Origin of the sequence: Mycoplasma sp. (ex Biomphalaria glabrata) (assembly GCF_001484045.1) — a bacterium.
Classification (GTDB): domain Bacteria; phylum Bacillota_I; class Bacilli_A; order Mycoplasmatales.
In genome coordinates, this window is the sequence record NZ_CP013128.1 from 416366 (window position 1) to 433457 (window position 17092).

Sequence of the window (17092 nt, forward strand, 5' to 3'; positions counted from 1 at the left end):
TTATTACAATTAAAACAATATGAATAATTTAAATAAATATGATTGAAACTTGTTACCTTTGCTTCAAAACAAAACCATTGAACAGTGGAAAAAAGAAATTATTGAGCATTATGAAATAATTTTTTCTTTGAAAGGGAAAATTACTAATAGTATTGATAATTTAAAAGAATTCTTAGATCACTCAAAAAAAAGCTCGATTATTGTTTCGAAAATAGGGTGTTATTTACATAATTTGGAAAATGTTGATTTATCTAATACAGAAATTTCCAAATTAGTTAACGATTTTGATTTATTTTTATATCCTTGAGGGATTAAATTATCCTTTGTTTCCAACGAACTTAAAGATAATGTTGAAAAAATACTAAATATGTTGGATGAAGAAACTGCAATTTATAAAAAATCATTTGAGCGATTGAAAAGAAGAAAAAAACATAAAATTTCTAATCGAGAGGAAAAATTGTTGTCAGTATTATCGAATGCATTAGGTAATTCCGATGAAATATTTTCTAAATTAACAAATGTTGATTTTTCCTTTGGAGAAGTAGAGGATTCGCAAGGTGTAAAATATAAATTAACTCAGGGAACAGCCTCAAAACTATTGCGCGATAAAGACATTGTTCTTCGTAAAAATTCATATTTTGCTTTTTGAAAAGAATATAAAAAACATGAAAACACGCTATCAGCAACATATTACGCCAATCTTTGTGAAACTAGTGCCTTTTCCAAAATTTATAAATATAAAAGCTCACTAGAAGCAGCACTTTTTTCAGATAATGTTACTCCAAAATTTTATAATTTTGCACTTAATCAAATTGCTAAAAATAGTAAATTATTACTTAAATGAAGGAAAATTCTTGTTAACAAAACTGGTATTTCCAATCCAAAACCATGAGATTGAAATACAGAAATTTTTAGTCCAATTGATAAGAAATATGAAATTAATGATTCGCAAAGAATTATTAAAGACGCTTTGAGTATTCTTGGTTCAGATTATGTAGCAAAATTAGATAAAGCATTTGAGAATAATTGAATTGATTGACTACCAAAAGATTCCAAAAGAAGTGGTGCTTATTCGTATGGAGTTTGAGAGGGGAATCCCTACATCTTACTGAATTGAAATGGTAAATATTTAGATTTATCAACCTTAGCGCATGAGTTAGGTCATTCAATGCACACACTTTACTCAAATGAAAATCAAGATTACGAATATCACGATTATCCGATTTTTTTAGCAGAAGTTGCCTCAACAACAAATGAACTTTTACTTGTCGAATATTTATTAAAGCATGAAGAAAATCCGCAAATGAGAGCATACATTTTAGAGAATGCTATTAGAGAAATTATTGGAACAATTTACCGTCAAGCGTTATTTGCTGATTTTGAACAAATTGTTCATAATAAAGTTGACCAAAATGAACCAATCACGTTGGATGTTTTTAAAAATATTTGTAAAGAATTATATCCAAAATACTTTCCAAAATTAAAAACAGAAACGTATGAGGATGAATTTGAAAATTTATGAGGATTATATGTTCCGCATTTTTATAGTGATTTTTATGTTTATAAATATGCAACTGCAATGATAAGTGCGATTTCATTTACGAATAAAATTTTGAACGGTAATAAAGGCGATGTGGAAAATTATTTATCTTTTTTAAAAATGGGTTCAAGCGAATGACCAATTGATGCTCTTAAGAAATCTGGAGTTGATTTGCTAGATAAAAAAACTTATGATGAAGCATTTGAATTATTGGAGCATTATTTATGTGAATTGGAAAAGCTTTTAAATTAATTTATAATTAAGATGTTTTAATGTATATAGTTACATTTACTAATTAAAGGGGGATTTATGGGTATTTATACACCAAGCACAACAGCGGTAAGATCTAGATGATCAAAGGTTTTTAGAGCATTAGCTTTAATTATTATTATAGGTTTAGGTATTGCAACAACTTCGCTGGCAATCTCGTTAAAAAATGCAAACGGAACAATTGAGCATATGAACGATAATCCAGTTGATCCAAGTAAATCAGGAAAACAACAAGCCGAGGGTGTCATTGTTCAAACATTTTTAAACTCTAATTCATGACAAAAGAAACAAGGTTCAACAACTGAATATTTAACTATGGCAGAGTTTTTAGGTGAAAATTTAATAAGTACGTTTGTGAGTAAATTGCCACAATTCGATCCAACACAATCAAATTTAAATGCCATTTCAGCAAGTTCAAGTAGCATAAATATTCTTAATTATTCACTGACTCCTGATGTTACAAATTACAACAGCAATAATCAAAAATACAAAGTTAATGAAGTTCAAGTAGTATTTACCTGTTCGTTTACATATGTAACAGATAGCCCAACTCCGCCTCCTGCAAAAGGTTATGCTCCAACGATGGAAGTGCATTTAAAATTTAGAACAGGAACTGACTACACACAAGACAAGGATCCAAGCGTTTCTCCGACTTCTAATCCAAAAATATTAATATGAACTGATATGATATCTGCCTATTCAATTTATATTCCTAATTCGAATAATCCATACCCAGATGGAAATTAATAGTGAGCAAAATGAATTCATACATTACAAATTTTAATACAATTGTTGAAAACAATAATTTAAAAATAAACCACAATCACGAAACTGTTGCAGATAATTTCCCCTTTTTAGAAAAAATAATTGTTTTTGTCGTTGAAAATATAAAAAAAGAAAAATCATTTATTGGCACTATTGCAATAAACGATAAAACTAATGAAATTTATTTAAACGCGCATCTAATAGTGGCTAAAATATTATTTGATCACTTTTTTCTTAATAAAAAAATTGATAACGATATAGCAAAAAGAATTAATCACCCTTTAATTAATTCAATTGTAAAAAATGATTTGAATTTTCAACAATCGATCAATTATTTTCATTATTTAATAAAGGATTTCACAGATTGATTGGTAGGTGTTAATTTAAAGAAAGAAGATGTTGTAGTTTTTTTTGATAAAGTGCAAATTAATGTTTTACAAAATAACATCTATGAAGATCAAGTTATTTCAGACATGAATAATTCATTATCATTAGTTTTTGATACGTCGATTGCTCAATTATTCGAAAACAAATTATTTAATTTCATGGATCAAAAACTTGTTTCTAGTAAGTATTCAGAATTGAGAGATATCTTTAATAAAGAATTTAAATCTATTTTTTCACGATTAGCTACTAACCAAAGTTTTATTAATAATTTAGACAATTTTATTCACTCGTCATTAATAATTGACGATTTATTTTTAGTTTCTCAATCTCAAATTTCTATAAATTATCAAACATGAAAACACGCTATTTCAATCAGAATAACACGAGTTTTAGAAAGAAATTTTGGCGAAAAAAATAAAACAGTAACTGATTTTGTCAACATATTAAATCATTATAAGTTGAGATTTTATATTGTTTTATATTTAGCAACTAAAAAATTTGATAACTTTTCTAATTTATCAACATTATCTATTTTTTGTGCATTAGAATTGTACTCGCATAATATTCCTTTGGAATTTATTTCAGCAATAATTGTTGAGCATAGCAGACTAGAAAATAATAAAGTTGTAATTGCAAATTCTAAATCATTAGATAATGTTTTAAGAAAATTGTTAAGTTATGTATTAAGAATTTATATGTCTAAAAAACCAATTAATTTTAATCAAGCAGGGCAATTATTATTAAATTCAATAGTTTCATTAAATCAAGTGAACGATATAGATGAATTTATTAAACATGCTAAAGATTTTCTAGTTAAATTTGATGAAAAAAATAACGATGAAGAAGGTATAGATGATATTTTAGATGATTCATTTGTTGGTAAATTTTTAAATAACGAGAAAATTAATTCCCCAAAAATGTCATATTTGTTGCCTAAATTAATTATGTTTTCTGAAATAACAAAATATAAGCATGAGATTGCAGATATTAAAATACCTTATTTAATTTATTTACCTCAGTTATTTCAGAAGAATGTTGAATTGAATCATTTGTCAATTGGAGATTTATTCCCGATTGCTGCAGACGATTACCAAAAGCTAGCAACAAATAATATGGATATTCAATTTGCATATATTTCTGCATGCAAAAATTTTAGTCATTTGTTGCATGATAAAGTAATTCAAGAAACAATAAATACTAGATCATTTAATGAAGATCAGAGAAATAAAAGGAAAAATCAATATATCGATTTATTTATAGATGTCTTAAGAATAAATAAATAACTATTCTTGGAACATTGTTGAAATGTGACTTCTTACTTTTGAAGATTCATTATAGTTTTCTTCAATAAAGTTGGTAAATTTTCTCTCTAATTCAATTAGTTCGATATATGAAGATACATGAATTACAAAACAACAAACATTTTCCTTTTGCTTAATATTGCATTCGTAATTTTGAAAAATAATTTTTCTTTTCTCGTTTGTTGTAAAGATTACTCTAGTCTTAAATATATCCATTAATTCGATTTTTTTATCATATTCTGTATTATGTTGAACTAAATTTTGACCAAAATAATCAGCTAACTTTAAAGTTAAGTTACTACTTGTAATAGCCATTTCGTGAGTCATAATTTTTGAACCATGGATAGATATAAAATCAAATAATTCAGTTATATTGGTTATAGATGTTAATTTAGCATGTAAGCCTTTATAAAAAGATATTATTTTTGGGTGTTGATCATTATCTTCCATTATTTTTTTTCGATATCTTTCAATTAAAAAATGTTTCACATCTTGAATACTTTCATAAATATCTTCATTAGTTTCTTTAAATATATTTTTAATATCATTATTCATACTTAAATTTTACTTTTTAATAATTTATTTTTTCAAATTTGATTTTATTTTTTTTATGTTAAAATTTTATTTGTGTTTAAAAAAAATCAACACACCAATCATAGTTGTTAAGGAGAAATATGCAAAAACTAAGAATTAGATTAAAAGCATACGATAGCAAAGTACTTGACGAATCAATTAAAAAAATCGTTGAAGTATTACAAGGTCTAGAGGCTGATATTAGGGGACCAATTCCACTACCTACAAAAATCGAAAAATATACAATTTTAAGATCTGTACATAAACATAAAGACTCAAGAGAACAATTTGAAAGAAGAACTCACGTGAGACTAATGGATATTTACAATCCAAATAACAATATTATTAACAAATTGAAATCTCTTTCATTACCTTCATCAGTAAATATAGAGATTAAATTTTAGTTTATTAGAGAAGGAGTAATAATGAAGGGTTTATTAGGAAAAAAAATTGGAATGACACAAATTTACTCAAAAACTGGAAAGGCAATCCCTGTAACAGTTATTGAAGTAACACCTAATGTAGTTACACAAGTAAAAACATTAGAAAATGATGGTTATGTAGCTACTCAATTATCTTTTGGAGATATAAGAGAAAATTTATTAACAAAATCACAAAAAACTCATTTTGCTAAAGCTAATACTACAGCAAAAAAATACACAAGAGAAATTAGAGATATGAATGGTTACAATTTAGGTGATAACGTTACTGCTTCTATTTTTCAAAAAGGTGAAATGGTGGATGTAGCTAGTGTATCTAAAGGACACGGGTTTTCAGGACCTATTAAAAGACATAATCAATCAACAGGTCCAATGGGTCACGGTTCAGGGTACCACAGAGGTGTAGGATCAATGGGTTCAATCACAAATAATAGAATATTTAAAGGTAAAAACATGCCTGGTCAATATGGACATGACAACACAACAGTTCAAAATTTACAAATTGTAGATTTTAGTGAAGAAAACAACTTTGTATTGGTGAGCGGAGCAATTCCGGGACCAAAAAATTCATTAGTGGTAATTTATGAATCAATTAAGCATCCAGGAGTTGTTAAACCGATTGAACTTGTAAATTACAATACAAAGAAAGAAAGTGAATAATATGCAAGCAAAAGTATTAAATAATAAAGGTCAAGAAGTAAAAAATATTAAACTTGCTGACGATGTTTTCGCTATTGAAAATCCAAATAGTCATGCAATTTTTTCATCAGTTATTTCAGAAGAAGCTTCATGAAGACAAGGAACTCATTCTACTAAAACTAAAGCTGAAGTTAGTGGCGGTGGAAAGAAACCATGAGCTCAAAAAGGTACAGGTAATGCTAGACAAGGTTCTACAAGAAATCCGCAATGAAGACATGGTGGAATTGCTTTTGGACCAAAACCAAATAGAAATTACTCATTAAAATTAAATAAAAAAGAACAAAACCTATCATTGAGATCTGCATTATCAATTAAAATGGCAAAACAAGAAATTACAATTATTGATTCATTCTCATTAAATGAATTTTCAACTAAAAAGTTCTTAACTAACTTAAAGGATTTAGGACTAGACAACAAAAAAGTTTTAATTATTGCTAATCAACCAAGTGATTTTTTAGCAAAATCAGTAGATAATGTTGCTAATGTTTTATTACTTGGTGTAAATCAAGTAACGACAAGAAGCATTTTAAATAACGATGTTATTTTAGCTTCAGAGGAATCAATTAAAGCTTTAGAAGAAAGATTGGTGAAATAATATGGATTTAATTAATGTAATTAAAAAACCTGTTTTAACAGAAAAATCATACCGCGGTATTCAAGATCAAAAATATACATTTGAAGTAGATCGTAAGTCAACAAAACTCGAAATTAAAAAAGCATTTGAACAATTGTTTGGAGCAAAAGTTGCGAGTGTTAATGTAATTAACAAAGAAGGTAAAAAGAAAACTGTTGGTAGATTCACTGGAAGAAAAAATCATGCTAAATATGCAATTATAACTTTAAAACCAGGTGAAAAACTAGAAATTTTTGATGAAGCCAATGCTGTTGAAGACAATGCTCAATCAGAACTTAAAGGAGATGAATAATGCCAGTAAAGGTATATAAACCAACCACAAATAGTCGTAGAAATTACTCTGTATTAGATTACAAAGCAACTATTACAAAACAAACTCCAGAAAAAAGCTTAACAGTTTCTTTCAAAAAACATGCCGGTAGAAATAATCAAGGTGTTATCACGGTAAGACATCAAGGTGGCGGTCACAAAAGAAGATATCGTTTAATCGATTTCAAAAGAAATAAATTTGATATCCCAGCTAAAGTAGTGGCGTTTGAATATGATCCAAATAGAACATGTAATATTGCATTATTGAATTATGTTGATGGTGAAAAGAGATACATCATTGCTCCACAGAATTTAAATGTCGGTGATGAAATTATTTCAAGCACTAAAGCACCAATCAAACCAGGGAACACATTACCATTAATTAATATTCCTGAAGGTACATTTATTCACAATGTTGAAATGAATCCTGGAAGAGGTGGACAACTAGCAAGAAGTGCTGGAAGTTCTGTTCAAATTTTAGGATTTGAAGAAGGTAATAAATATGCAATCGTTCGTTTAACTAGTGGTGAAACGAGAAAAATTCTTTCAAATTGTTTAGCAACAATTGGTACAGTTGGAAATGAAGAACACAATATTGTTTCTATCGGTAAAGCCGGGAGAAGCCGTTGAATGGGAATTAGACCAACCGTTCGTGGATCTGTTATGAACCCAAATGATCACCCACATGGTGGTGGTGAAGGTAAAACGCCAGTTGGACGTAAAAGTCCAATGACTCCATGAGGTAAAAAAGCTTATGGTGTTAAAACAAGAAATAAGAAAAAATTTAGCTCTAAATTAATCATTAGAGGAAGAAAGAAATAGGGAGGGAATATGGCTCGTAGTTTAAAGAAAAGTTATTTCGTTGAAGAAAGCTTAGTAAAAAAAGTTAAAGCAATGAATGAAAGTAACAAACGTTCAGTAATTAAAACTTGATCAAGAAGAAGCACAATAATTCCTGAATTTATAGGGCATACATTTGCCGTTCATAATGGTAAAGAACACATCCCTGTTTTCATTAGAGAAGATATGGTTGGTTACAAATTAGGACAATTCGTTCCAACAAGAAAATTTGTTACACACAGTAAAAACAAAAGTGATAGTAAGTAGTCATAGAGAAAGGTAGATTATGGAAGCAAAAGCATTTGTAAGTAAAATTAGAATTACACCAAGAAAAATGCGTTTAGTTGTTGATTTAGTTAGAAATAAATCTGTAAACGAAGCGTCATTAATCTTAAAAAATACAGATAAATCAGGAGCATATGTTGTTTCAAAATTATTGAAATCAGCAATTGCAAATGCAGTTAATAATCAAGGAATGAAAGCTGATGAACTAGTTATCTCGTCAATAATGGTAGGAGATGGACCAACATTAAAAAGAATGCATCCAAGAGCTAGAGGTAGATCTGGAGCAATTTTAAAGAGAAGTTGTAACATCAATATAACATTGTCAGACAATAAAGGTCAGGAGTAAAAATGGGACAAAAAGTTAATGCACATGGTTTAAGAGTCGGAATTAACAAGGGTTGAAGATCATCATGATTTGGAGACAAGAAAAATTATGCTAACTGATTAGTTGAAGATTCTAGAATAAGAGAAGCAATTACAAAAATCGCTGGGAAGAAAAATATTTCTGAAATTCTTATTGAAAGAATTGATGATTGTCCAAATATTGTAGTTATGACTGCAATGCCTGGTTTAGTTCTAAAAAAGAATGGTGAAGGTTTAGAATCTATTAAGAAAGAACTTACACAAAATTTAAAATTAAAAAAATATAATGTGGAAATTCAAGAAGTAGAAAATTTAAATTTAGATGCTCAAAGTGTCGCTTCATCTGTAGCTGAACAAATCGAAAATAGAGTTTCACACCGTGTTGCTCAAAAAAAAGCTATTGCTAACGTAATGGGTGCTGGTGCTTTAGGAATTAAGATTAAAGTTTCCGGAAGACTTGGTGGAGTAGATATGGCCAGAGAAGAAGGATATACTCGTGGGAAAGTTCCTATGCAAACATTAAGAGGACAAATTTCTTACGGTTTTGCTGAAGCAAAAACTAAGTATGGTCAAGTTGGAGTAAAAGTATGAATCTATACAGGTGATTCTTTGAAAAAACAAGAGGAGGAAAACAATGTTAATGCCTAAACGTACAAAATATCGTAGACCACACCGTGTGTCATATGAAGGAAAAGCCAAAGGCGGGAAAGAACTGAACTTTGGAGAATACGGATTAAGATCTGAAGAAGGAGCATGAATTACAGCTCAACAGATCGAAGCTGCCCGTGTTGCTTTTACTAGATATATGAAAAGAGGAGGTAAAGTTTGAATTAGAATTTTCCCTCACATGGCTATGACCAAAAAACCATTAGAGGTTAGAATGGGTTCAGGAAAAGGTGCTCCTGAAAAATGAGTTGCTATTGTAAAAGAAGGAACTATTATGTTCGAAATTGCTGAAGTTTCGGAAGAAGTAGCAAGAGAAGCTTTTAGATTAGCATCACACAAGTTGCCTGTTAAATGTACATTTGTGAAGAGAGGTGAATAATGTTAGATATTAGAGATATTAGAAAAAAAGACTTAACTGAGTTACAAACTCAATTAACAGAACTAAAACAAAAATTATTTGCTTTACGTTTTCAAAATTCAGTTGGTAAATTAGAACATCCTGGTGAAATTGCATCTCTTAAAAAAGATATTGCTCGTATTTTAACAGTGATTCATGAACAAAAAATGGGAATCAATCAAAATTGACAACCTAAAGTTATTAAAACACCAAAAACAGAAGTTGAAAATTTAGATAGTGTTGAAGTAATTGCTGAAGAAAAAACTGCAAAATTAGATGAAGTGAAAGAAAAAACGTCAAAAGCGAAAGTAGCAAAAGCTAAAACTTCAGGAACAAAGAAATCAGTTTCAACTGCTCCAAAGAAATCAGCTATTAAAAATATTAAAGTTGACAAAACAGAGGAAAAATTAGAGGTAATTCATGACTAAAACAACTGACTCAAGTGTAAGATCAAAGAGAAAATCATTGATTGGTGTTGTAGTGAGCAATAAAATGGCTAAAACAGCAACTGTTTTAGTTGAAACTTACAAAAAACACCCAATTTACAAAAAAGAATTAAATATTCTAAAAAATATCATGCTCACGATGAAAATCAAGTAGCAAAAATCGGAGATTGAGTAAAGATTTCTGAAACAAGACCAATCTCAGCAACTAAAAGATTTTATGTTGTTGAAGTTGTAAAACACGTCGAAGACATTAAATAGGAGGTACAAGATGGTACAACAAGAATCGAGATTAAAAGTAGCGGATAATAGTGGTGCTAAAGAACTATCTGTAATTCGTTGTTTGGGTGGATCACATAGACGTTATGCGTTTGTTGGAGACATTGTAGTTTGTTCAGTGAAAGATGCTATTCCAAATGGCCAAGTTAAAAAAGGTCAAGTTGTTAAAGCAGTTATTGTTCGTACAAAACAAGGAATTAAAAGACAAACTGGAGAAACATTAAAGTTCGATGAAAATGCAGCTGTAATCATTCGTGAAGACTTAAGTCCAAGAGGAACGCGTATTTTCGGACCAATAGCAAGGGAACTAAGAGATAAAGGATTTATGAAAATAATTTCTCTAGCTTTAGAGGTTCTATAGGAGTAATTATGAAAATTAAAAAAGGCGATAAAGTAAAAGTTATCACAGGAAAAGATAGAGGTAAAGAAGGTACTGTTATTAAGTCATTTCCAAGTGAAAACCGCATTAAAGTTGAAGGTATTAACATTGTTACAAAACACATTAAACCAAGTCAAAAAAACCAAGAAGGTGGAATTGTTAAGGTTGAAGGAAAAATTAACGTTTCTAATGTAATGTTTTTAGATTCAAAAGCTAAAGGAACTAAAACTTCAAGAATCGGTTACCGTTTAGAAGATGACAGAAAAGTAAGATTTTCGAAAAAAACAGGGAATAAAATAGGTGCTTAATATGAATTTAAAAGATAAATATACACAAGTAATTGCAAAAGAATTATTTACTGAATTTAAATATAAATCACCAATGCAAGTTCCAAAATTAGAAAAAATTGTTATTAATATTGGAGCTGGAGATGCTGCTGCAAATCAAAAAATAATGGATAACGTTGTTGAAGAACTACAAAGCATTACTGGTCAAAAACCTGTTGTTACTAAGTCAAAAAAATCAATTGCTTCTTTTAAATTAAGAGAAGATATGAAAATTGGATGCAAAGTAACTTTAAGAAATAAAAAAATGTATGATTTTTTAGATAAATTAATCAACATTGCATTACCGAGGGTAAGAGATTTTCAAGGAATCTCAAGTACAGCATTTGATGGACATGGAAATTACACTTTAGGTATTAAGGAACAAATCATTTTCCCTGAAATCGATTACGACAAGGTAACGCGTTTAAGAGGAATGGATATTGTTTTCGTTACTTCAGCAAAAACAAATGAAGAAGGTAAAGCTTTATTAAAAAAATTAGGTTTACCGTTTAAAGATAAACACTAACAAGGAGAGAAAATGGCAAGAAAAGCATTAGTTGTAAAATCAAAAAAACAAGCAAAATTTAGTTCACGCGAATATACAAGATGTGAAATCTGTGGAAGACCGCACTCAGTTTTGAAAAAATTTAAAATATGTCGTATATGTTTTAGAAAAATGGCTTACAAAGGTGAGATACCTGGCGTAAAAAAATCAAGTTGATAAGGAATAAAGGAGTTAAATTATGATGACAGATCCAATCGCAGATATGCTGACGAGAATTAGAAATGCAAATAAAGCACACATCACGACTTTGAGCATGGATAATTCAAAAATCAAAAAAGAAATCGCAAGAATTTTACATGAAGAAGGTTTCATTACTAGTTTTGATGTAAAAAAAGAAGAAAATTCACCAAAAGAAATTTTGAACATTGAATTAAAATATAACGACAAAAACGGTGTTATTAAAGGCATCAAAAGAATTTCAAAACCAGGTTTAAGAGTTTATACAAACTCTAAGGAAATGCCAAAGGTTTTATCAGGCTTAGGAGTGGCAATTGTGTCAACTTCTAAAGGAATTATGACAGGAAAACAAGCTAAAACGCAAAACTTAGGTGGCGAAGTTTTAGTGTTTGTTTGATAGGAGATCATTATGTCAAAAATCGGAGCTAAACCAATTAAAATACCAAACGGAGTAACAATTACTCAATCAGGAAATCTATTTGTTGTTCAAGGACCAAAAGGAAAAATTGAAAAATCTTTAATTAACGTAACTATGGAAATTAAAGAAGAACAATTACATTTAACTCCTAATAACAATATCACTAAACCATCTATGTTTTGAGGAACAGCTTCATCAATTATTAGAGGAATGATTGAAGGTGTTACAAATGGGTTTATAAAAGAACTAAATATTGTCGGAGTTGGTTACAAAGCAGCTGTTGCTGGGAAAAATTTAAATCTTGCCTTAGGTTTTTCACACCCAGTTAATTTACCAATCCCAACAGGAATAACGGTAGAAACACCAAAACCAACAATCATTATTATCAAAGGAATTGATAAAGAACAAGTTGGACAATTTGCAGCTTTAATTAGATCATATAAAATGCCAGAACCTTACTTAGGTAAAGGAATCTTGTACAAAGATGAGAAAATTATTAGAAAAGCTGGAAAAGCAGCTGGTAAATAGGAGATTAATATGTTAGGTAAAAATATAACAAATCAAAGAAGAAGACATTTAAGACTTCGCAAAAGATTAATAGGTACTTCAAATCAACCTAGATTATGCGTGACTGTTTCAAATAAATACATTTCAGCACAAATCATCGATGATAGTAATCACCATACATTAGCGTTTGCTACAACACAAACAATGGAACTTGCAAATAAAAATAACATTGAAGCAGCAACTAAGTTAGGTGAAGTGCTAGCTAATAGAGCAAAAGAAAAAAACATTACATCAATAATTTTTGATAGAGCAGGTAGAAAATACCATGGTAAAGTACAAGCTTTTGCTGATGCATGTAGAGCTAACGGATTAATTTTTTAGGAGTAAAAATGGAAGATATTAAACAAAAACAACAAACAATAAACGAAAACTCAAAAGAAACAAAACCTTTTGTTAAAAAAACTGATCGTCCAGGTGGTCCAAGAAAACCGGGAATGCGTCCAAGAAAAGAATTTTCAACTGATTTAGTTTTTGAAATAATTAAAATTAAAAAAGTTACTAAAGTTGTAAAAGGTGGTAGAAGATACCGTTTTAGTGTGATCGTTGTTGGTGGAGATAAAAAGGGTCGTGTTGGATACGGTACCGGAAAAGCGTTTGAAGTTCCAGATGCTATTAAAAAAGCCAAAAAAGAAGTATTAAAAAACATGATTAGAGTTCCTTTAACAAAAGAAACACAAACAATAGCTCACGAAATCATTGGTCACAAAGGTGCTTCACAAGTGCTATTAAAACCAGCTACAGAAGGAACTGGAATTGTTGCTGGTGGATCTATCCGTATTTTCTTAGAATTAGGCGGAGTTAGAAATATCTATAGTAAATCATTTGGAGCTAGATCAGAATTAAATATGATTTTAGCAACAATTGATGGAATCAAAAATCTAAGAACAAAACAACAAATTTCTAAGAGTCGCGATAAAAAAGTGGCAGAAATTATGTTTAACTAAGGAGAATGAAATGAAACTAAACGATATACAAGCTCAAAAAGGTTCTCGTCATACTAAAAAAACATTAGGTCGTGGTATTGGGTCAGGTCTTGGAAAAACTTCAGGACGTGGACACAAAGGTCAAGGTTCTAGAAAAAGTGGAAACGTTAGAATTGGTTTTGAAGGTGGACAAACTCCTTTATATAGAAGAATTCCGAAACGTGGGTTTACAAACTTTACTAAAAAAGATTTTTTAATTATTAATGTTGGTTTATTAAACGCATTAGAAATTGAAGGCGAAATTACACTAGAAATTTTGGTTGAAGCTGGTGTTATTAAGGCTCCAAAGAATAATCAATACTTAAAAGTTTTAGGAGAAGGTGATGTAACAAAACCATTAGTGGTTAAGGCATCTGCTTTTACAAAACAAGCTAAAGAAAAAATTGAAGCAGCTAACGGACAAGCAATCGTAATTTAAATCAAAAAAAGTGTAGTGAGAACTACACTTTTTTGTTGTTGTATGTTTGGTTTGCAATCATTCTTTGTTAATATTATAAAGTATAAAAATTTGTGTTAAACAAATTATAAAGTAAGGGGGAAATAGTGTCTGATAGATTAACCATGGTCCAAACGATCAAATATATGCTTAATTCAAAAGAGCTATATAAGAAGTTATTGTTCACTATTGGAATATTAATACTATTTCGTCTTGGTTCAAATTTAACAATTCCTGGAGTTACAGCTCAAGCAAATGATACAAGTAATCCGTTAGCTGCCTTAATGGGTGGGAAAAATGGGAACGATTTATTGAGCGTTTTGGGCATGCTTGGTGGTGGAGGTCTACGAAGATTTAGCATTTTCGCCTTAGGAATTTCGCCATACATTATGTCAACGATTATTGTCCAATTGTTATCATCTGATGTTATTCCATCATGAACTCATTTAAATAAGTCTGGTGAAGCTGGTAGAAAACGTTTAGATTTTTATGGGCGTATTATGACATTTTTTATAGCTATTGCACAGGGATATGCTTTTACAGCAACATTGCAATCGTCAAATGCTATTTCTTTTACTAAAGATAATGGTTTATTTACATCTTTTTACGTAGTTATGGTGTTAGTAGGAGGAAGTTACTTATCACTATGATTTGGTGATAGAATTACTAAAAGTGGTTTGGGTAACGGAGTTTCATTATTAATTTTTTCTGGAATTGTTGCTAATTTACCTTGAAATTTTTTCGAAATATTCCAAAACGCCATTAACCCAACTGGACCATTAGTTTACATTTTTAAAGGGATTTTGGATTCGATATTCTGTGTGTTAATTTTTATTGTTCTAACGGTCGCAACGGTTTATTTGTCGCAATCATTACGAAAAATTCCTGTGCAAAACTTAGGAGCCGGATTGGCGTTAAAAAATGAGGAAATTTCATATCTACCATTAAGAGTTAACTCCGCAGGAGTTATTCCAGTTATTTTTTCTTCTGCTATTTTAACAACACCAATTACAATTACTCAATTTATTTCAAATGATGAAGTAAAAAGTGTTATTACAACAATATTTTCAACTTCTCAACCCTTTGGAATGTTCTTATATTTCGCATTAACTTTTGCTTTTACATATTTTTACTCACACATTACTGTTAATTCAGAAGATATAGCTGAGAATTTCCGTAAAAATGGAACATTTATTCCAGGTATTAATCCTGGTAAGGATACCGAGAATTATTTGAAAACAACATTAAACCGTCTAAATTTTATTGGAGGGTTTACCTTAGCCGTTATTGCAGTTTTTCCATACATTATGGCTAAAGTTTTAAATATTCCATCACAAATTGCTATGGGTGGTACAGGATTAATTATTTTAGTTGGTGTTGCTATTGACACACTGACTCAAATTCAGGGAAGAATTCGTCAAAAATCATATTCTGAATTTAAAAGTCAAACTATATTCTTGGATGATATTCGTAATGCTAATGTTATGAATCAAGAAAATAAAAAATTTGAAATCATTCAAGATGGTTACTCAAAAAATAATGATCCAAATTCAGGAGAATTTGGTGGATGATTGTGGTAGATAATATGAATATTATTATTTTTGGTCCACCTGGATCGGGTAAAGGAACTATTAGTCAGGTTCTAGTAAATAAACATAATTACAAACATTTAGCATTGGGTGACGTTTTTCGCGAGCATATTAAAAAACAAACTAAACTAGGATTAGAAATTAAGAAAATTGTTGAATCAGGAAACCTTGTTAGTGATGAATTAGTTTCACAAGTCGCTAAAGAAGAATTAGTAAAAATTGGTCGCAAGCAACACTTAATTATTGATGGATATCCAAGAACAATAGGACAAGGTAATGCCTTAGATATAATTTCAAAAGAACTTAATATTAATTGAAATTTTGCTGTCTATTTAGATGTTGAACGCGAAATTATAATTGATCGAATCATCACTAGAAGGGTATGTTCGAAATGCGGGTCAACATACAATATTAGATATAATCCACCGAAAGTAGCTAATGTTTGTGATATATGTGGTGGAGAAGTTATCCAAAGAACAGATGATAAACGCGAAATTATTACTACACGTTTAGATAATTATATAAACGAGACAGCTCCGCTAGTTGATTTCTATAAAGACAAAGGTATTTTTAGAACAATTTCATCACACGGGGATGTAAATGAAATTGTTAATGAAATATTAAATTTACAATTAAAAAATGAAAGTTAGTGTTAAAACCCCTTTAGAAATTCAAAAAATCCGTGAAGTCGGATTAATTTTAAGAAATTTGAAAAACCACTTACGTCAAATTATTAAATCATCAATGACTTTAAATCAAATTAACGATATAGCTCATGATTATATTACTCAACAGCAGGGAATCCCTTCTTTTTTAAATTATAGTGGTTTTCCGAAAAGTATTTGTACTAGTGTTAATGAAGTTTTAATTCATGGTGTCCCCTCAGAATATTCTTTAAAACCGGGTGATTTACTTTCACTAGATATAGGTGTTTATAAGAACGGGTATCATGTAGATTCTGCTTTTAGCATGATCATCGATAATATCGATAACAAAAAAGCTCAAGATTTAATTAAATGCGCAGAAGAAAGTTTTTTTAATTCTATTAAAAATATTAAAGACGGTGCGCATTTATCAGATATTGGAAAAATTATTGAGGAAACGATTACATCTTGAAACTTTTTTGGTACAAGTTTGTATTGTGGTCACGGGATTGGTAAAAATCTTCACGAAGCACCAATGATTTTAAATTATTATGAACCGAGTTATGATTTAATATTAAAAACCGGCATGGTTTTAGCTATTGAACCGATGGTTCTTGATGGTAGTCCGGAAACGATTGTTGATAAGAACGATAATTGATCAGTTATCTCTAAAAATCACCAACTAACTGCGCATTATGAACATACAATAGTGATAACAAAAACAGGTTACGAAATATTAACTTAGTTTATGAATATTAATAACATAAATAATTTTTAAAAAAAATGAAAAATGATATAATCTACAAAGTTATAGAGT

At 29.6% G+C, this 17092-nt stretch carries 28 protein-coding genes; 27 read left to right on the plus strand and 1 reads right to left on the minus strand.

Annotated features, from left to right (window positions below; all coding sequences use genetic code 4):
- Positions 1-19: 19 nt before the first annotated feature.
- The 3 genes from pepF to ASO20_RS01840 are packed head-to-tail and all read left to right on the plus strand — an operon-like array spanning position 20 to position 4245.
- Positions 20-1792 (plus strand): oligoendopeptidase F, encoded by a 1773-nt coding sequence (gene pepF / locus ASO20_RS01830; protein ID WP_085056269.1) that lies wholly within the window; start codon positions 20-22, stop codon positions 1790-1792.
- Positions 1793-1849: 57 nt separating this feature from the next.
- The gene (locus ASO20_RS01835) at positions 1850-2557 is read left to right on the plus strand and encodes a hypothetical protein (RefSeq protein ID WP_085056270.1); all 708 of its coding nucleotides are present in this window, start codon (positions 1850-1852) and stop codon (positions 2555-2557) included.
- 11 nt (positions 2558-2568) lie between these two features.
- Entirely contained in the window at positions 2569-4245 is a 1677-nt protein-coding gene (locus ASO20_RS01840; RefSeq protein ID WP_085056271.1) for a hypothetical protein, read from the plus strand.
- On the opposite strand, the gene ASO20_RS01845 is transcribed toward ASO20_RS01840, so the two are convergent.
- The gene (locus ASO20_RS01845) at positions 4246-4818 is read right to left on the minus strand and encodes a hypothetical protein (protein WP_085056272.1); all 573 of its coding nucleotides are present in this window, start codon (positions 4816-4818) and stop codon (positions 4246-4248) included. It abuts the gene before it with no gap.
- A 119-nt stretch (positions 4819-4937) separates the two neighbouring features.
- Between ASO20_RS01845 and rpsJ the strand changes: the two genes are divergently transcribed.
- The 24 genes from rpsJ (at position 4938) to map (ending at position 17020) form a co-directional block, all read left to right on the plus strand.
- Positions 4938-5240 (plus strand): 30S ribosomal protein S10, encoded by a 303-nt coding sequence (rpsJ, locus tag ASO20_RS01850; RefSeq protein WP_085056273.1) that lies wholly within the window; start codon positions 4938-4940, stop codon positions 5238-5240.
- 21 nt (positions 5241-5261) lie between these two features.
- Positions 5262-5936 (plus strand): 50S ribosomal protein L3, encoded by a 675-nt coding sequence (gene rplC / locus ASO20_RS01855; protein WP_085056274.1) that lies wholly within the window; start codon positions 5262-5264, stop codon positions 5934-5936.
- A 1-nt stretch (position 5937) separates the two neighbouring features.
- Positions 5938-6570, plus strand: coding sequence for a 50S ribosomal protein L4 (gene rplD / locus ASO20_RS01860; protein WP_085056275.1), 633 nt, complete (start codon positions 5938-5940; stop codon positions 6568-6570).
- 1 nt (position 6571) lies between these two features.
- Positions 6572-6901, plus strand: a complete 330-nt coding sequence (gene rplW, locus ASO20_RS01865) for a 50S ribosomal protein L23 (protein ID WP_085056276.1) — start codon at positions 6572-6574, stop codon at positions 6899-6901.
- Complete coding sequence (gene rplB / locus ASO20_RS01870) at positions 6901-7740, plus strand: 50S ribosomal protein L2 (protein ID WP_085056277.1); 840 nt, start codon at positions 6901-6903, stop codon at positions 7738-7740. Before rplW ends, rplB begins: the two co-directional genes overlap by 1 nt.
- 9 nt (positions 7741-7749) lie before the next feature.
- On the plus strand, positions 7750-8025 hold the full coding sequence (gene rpsS, locus ASO20_RS01875; protein WP_085056278.1) for a 30S ribosomal protein S19: 276 nt from the start codon (positions 7750-7752) through the stop codon (positions 8023-8025).
- Positions 8026-8044: 19 nt separating this feature from the next.
- Positions 8045-8389, plus strand: coding sequence for a 50S ribosomal protein L22 (rplV, locus tag ASO20_RS01880; protein ID WP_085056279.1), 345 nt, complete (start codon positions 8045-8047; stop codon positions 8387-8389).
- Between the two features lie 2 nt (positions 8390-8391).
- Positions 8392-9054 carry a 30S ribosomal protein S3 gene (gene rpsC, locus ASO20_RS01885; protein WP_085056280.1) on the plus strand — a complete coding sequence of 221 codons (663 nt, stop codon included), beginning with the start codon at positions 8392-8394 and terminating at the stop codon, positions 9052-9054.
- Complete coding sequence (rplP, locus tag ASO20_RS01890) at positions 9041-9451, plus strand: 50S ribosomal protein L16 (RefSeq protein WP_085056281.1); 411 nt, start codon at positions 9041-9043, stop codon at positions 9449-9451. The genes rpsC and rplP overlap by 14 nt, the downstream gene beginning before the upstream one ends.
- Positions 9451-9897: a 50S ribosomal protein L29 gene (gene rpmC, locus ASO20_RS01895; protein ID WP_085056282.1), complete on the plus strand. Its 447-nt coding sequence runs from the start codon at positions 9451-9453 to the stop codon at positions 9895-9897. The genes rplP and rpmC overlap by 1 nt, the downstream gene beginning before the upstream one ends.
- Complete coding sequence (rpsQ, locus tag ASO20_RS03155) at positions 9890-10069, plus strand: 30S ribosomal protein S17 (RefSeq protein ID WP_442928645.1); 180 nt, start codon at positions 9890-9892, stop codon at positions 10067-10069. Before rpmC ends, rpsQ begins: the two co-directional genes overlap by 8 nt.
- Positions 9994-10173 carry a small ribosomal subunit protein uS17 gene (locus ASO20_RS03160; protein WP_442928648.1) on the plus strand — a complete coding sequence of 60 codons (180 nt, stop codon included), beginning with the start codon at positions 9994-9996 and terminating at the stop codon, positions 10171-10173. The genes rpsQ and ASO20_RS03160 overlap by 76 nt, the downstream gene beginning before the upstream one ends.
- Positions 10174-10183: 10 nt before the next feature.
- Positions 10184-10552 (plus strand): 50S ribosomal protein L14, encoded by a 369-nt coding sequence (gene rplN, locus ASO20_RS01905; protein ID WP_085056283.1) that lies wholly within the window; start codon positions 10184-10186, stop codon positions 10550-10552.
- A gap of 8 nt (positions 10553-10560) precedes the next feature.
- On the plus strand, positions 10561-10878 hold the full coding sequence (rplX, locus tag ASO20_RS01910; protein WP_085056284.1) for a 50S ribosomal protein L24: 318 nt from the start codon (positions 10561-10563) through the stop codon (positions 10876-10878).
- 1 nt (position 10879) lies between these two features.
- Positions 10880-11422: a 50S ribosomal protein L5 gene (rplE, locus tag ASO20_RS01915; RefSeq protein WP_085056285.1), complete on the plus strand. Its 543-nt coding sequence runs from the start codon at positions 10880-10882 to the stop codon at positions 11420-11422.
- Between the two features lie 12 nt (positions 11423-11434).
- Positions 11435-11620, plus strand: coding sequence for a type Z 30S ribosomal protein S14 (locus tag ASO20_RS01920; RefSeq protein WP_085056286.1), 186 nt, complete (start codon positions 11435-11437; stop codon positions 11618-11620).
- A 19-nt stretch (positions 11621-11639) separates the two neighbouring features.
- Positions 11640-12038 (plus strand): 30S ribosomal protein S8, encoded by a 399-nt coding sequence (gene rpsH / locus ASO20_RS01925; RefSeq protein ID WP_085056287.1) that lies wholly within the window; start codon positions 11640-11642, stop codon positions 12036-12038.
- A 9-nt stretch (positions 12039-12047) separates the two neighbouring features.
- Positions 12048-12584 carry a 50S ribosomal protein L6 gene (gene rplF / locus ASO20_RS01930; protein WP_085056288.1) on the plus strand — a complete coding sequence of 179 codons (537 nt, stop codon included), beginning with the start codon at positions 12048-12050 and terminating at the stop codon, positions 12582-12584.
- A 9-nt stretch (positions 12585-12593) separates the two neighbouring features.
- A complete protein-coding gene (rplR, locus tag ASO20_RS01935; RefSeq protein ID WP_085056289.1) occupies positions 12594-12944 on the plus strand; it encodes a 50S ribosomal protein L18 in 351 nt (116 codons plus the stop codon).
- Positions 12945-12952: 8 nt separating this feature from the next.
- Positions 12953-13567, plus strand: a complete 615-nt coding sequence (rpsE, locus tag ASO20_RS01940; RefSeq protein WP_442928646.1) for a 30S ribosomal protein S5 — start codon at positions 12953-12955, stop codon at positions 13565-13567.
- 10 nt (positions 13568-13577) lie between these two features.
- Positions 13578-14024, plus strand: a complete 447-nt coding sequence (gene rplO, locus ASO20_RS01945) for a 50S ribosomal protein L15 (RefSeq protein WP_085056290.1) — start codon at positions 13578-13580, stop codon at positions 14022-14024.
- Positions 14025-14149: 125 nt separating this feature from the next.
- Positions 14150-15622 carry a preprotein translocase subunit SecY gene (gene secY, locus ASO20_RS01950; protein WP_085056291.1) on the plus strand — a complete coding sequence of 491 codons (1473 nt, stop codon included), beginning with the start codon at positions 14150-14152 and terminating at the stop codon, positions 15620-15622.
- Complete coding sequence (locus ASO20_RS01955) at positions 15610-16281, plus strand: adenylate kinase family protein (protein WP_157061705.1); 672 nt, start codon at positions 15610-15612, stop codon at positions 16279-16281. The genes secY and ASO20_RS01955 overlap by 13 nt, the downstream gene beginning before the upstream one ends.
- Positions 16271-17020 (plus strand): type I methionyl aminopeptidase, encoded by a 750-nt coding sequence (gene map / locus ASO20_RS01960; protein WP_085056292.1) that lies wholly within the window; start codon positions 16271-16273, stop codon positions 17018-17020. The genes ASO20_RS01955 and map overlap by 11 nt, the downstream gene beginning before the upstream one ends.
- The last annotated feature ends 72 nt before the right edge of the window (positions 17021-17092 follow it).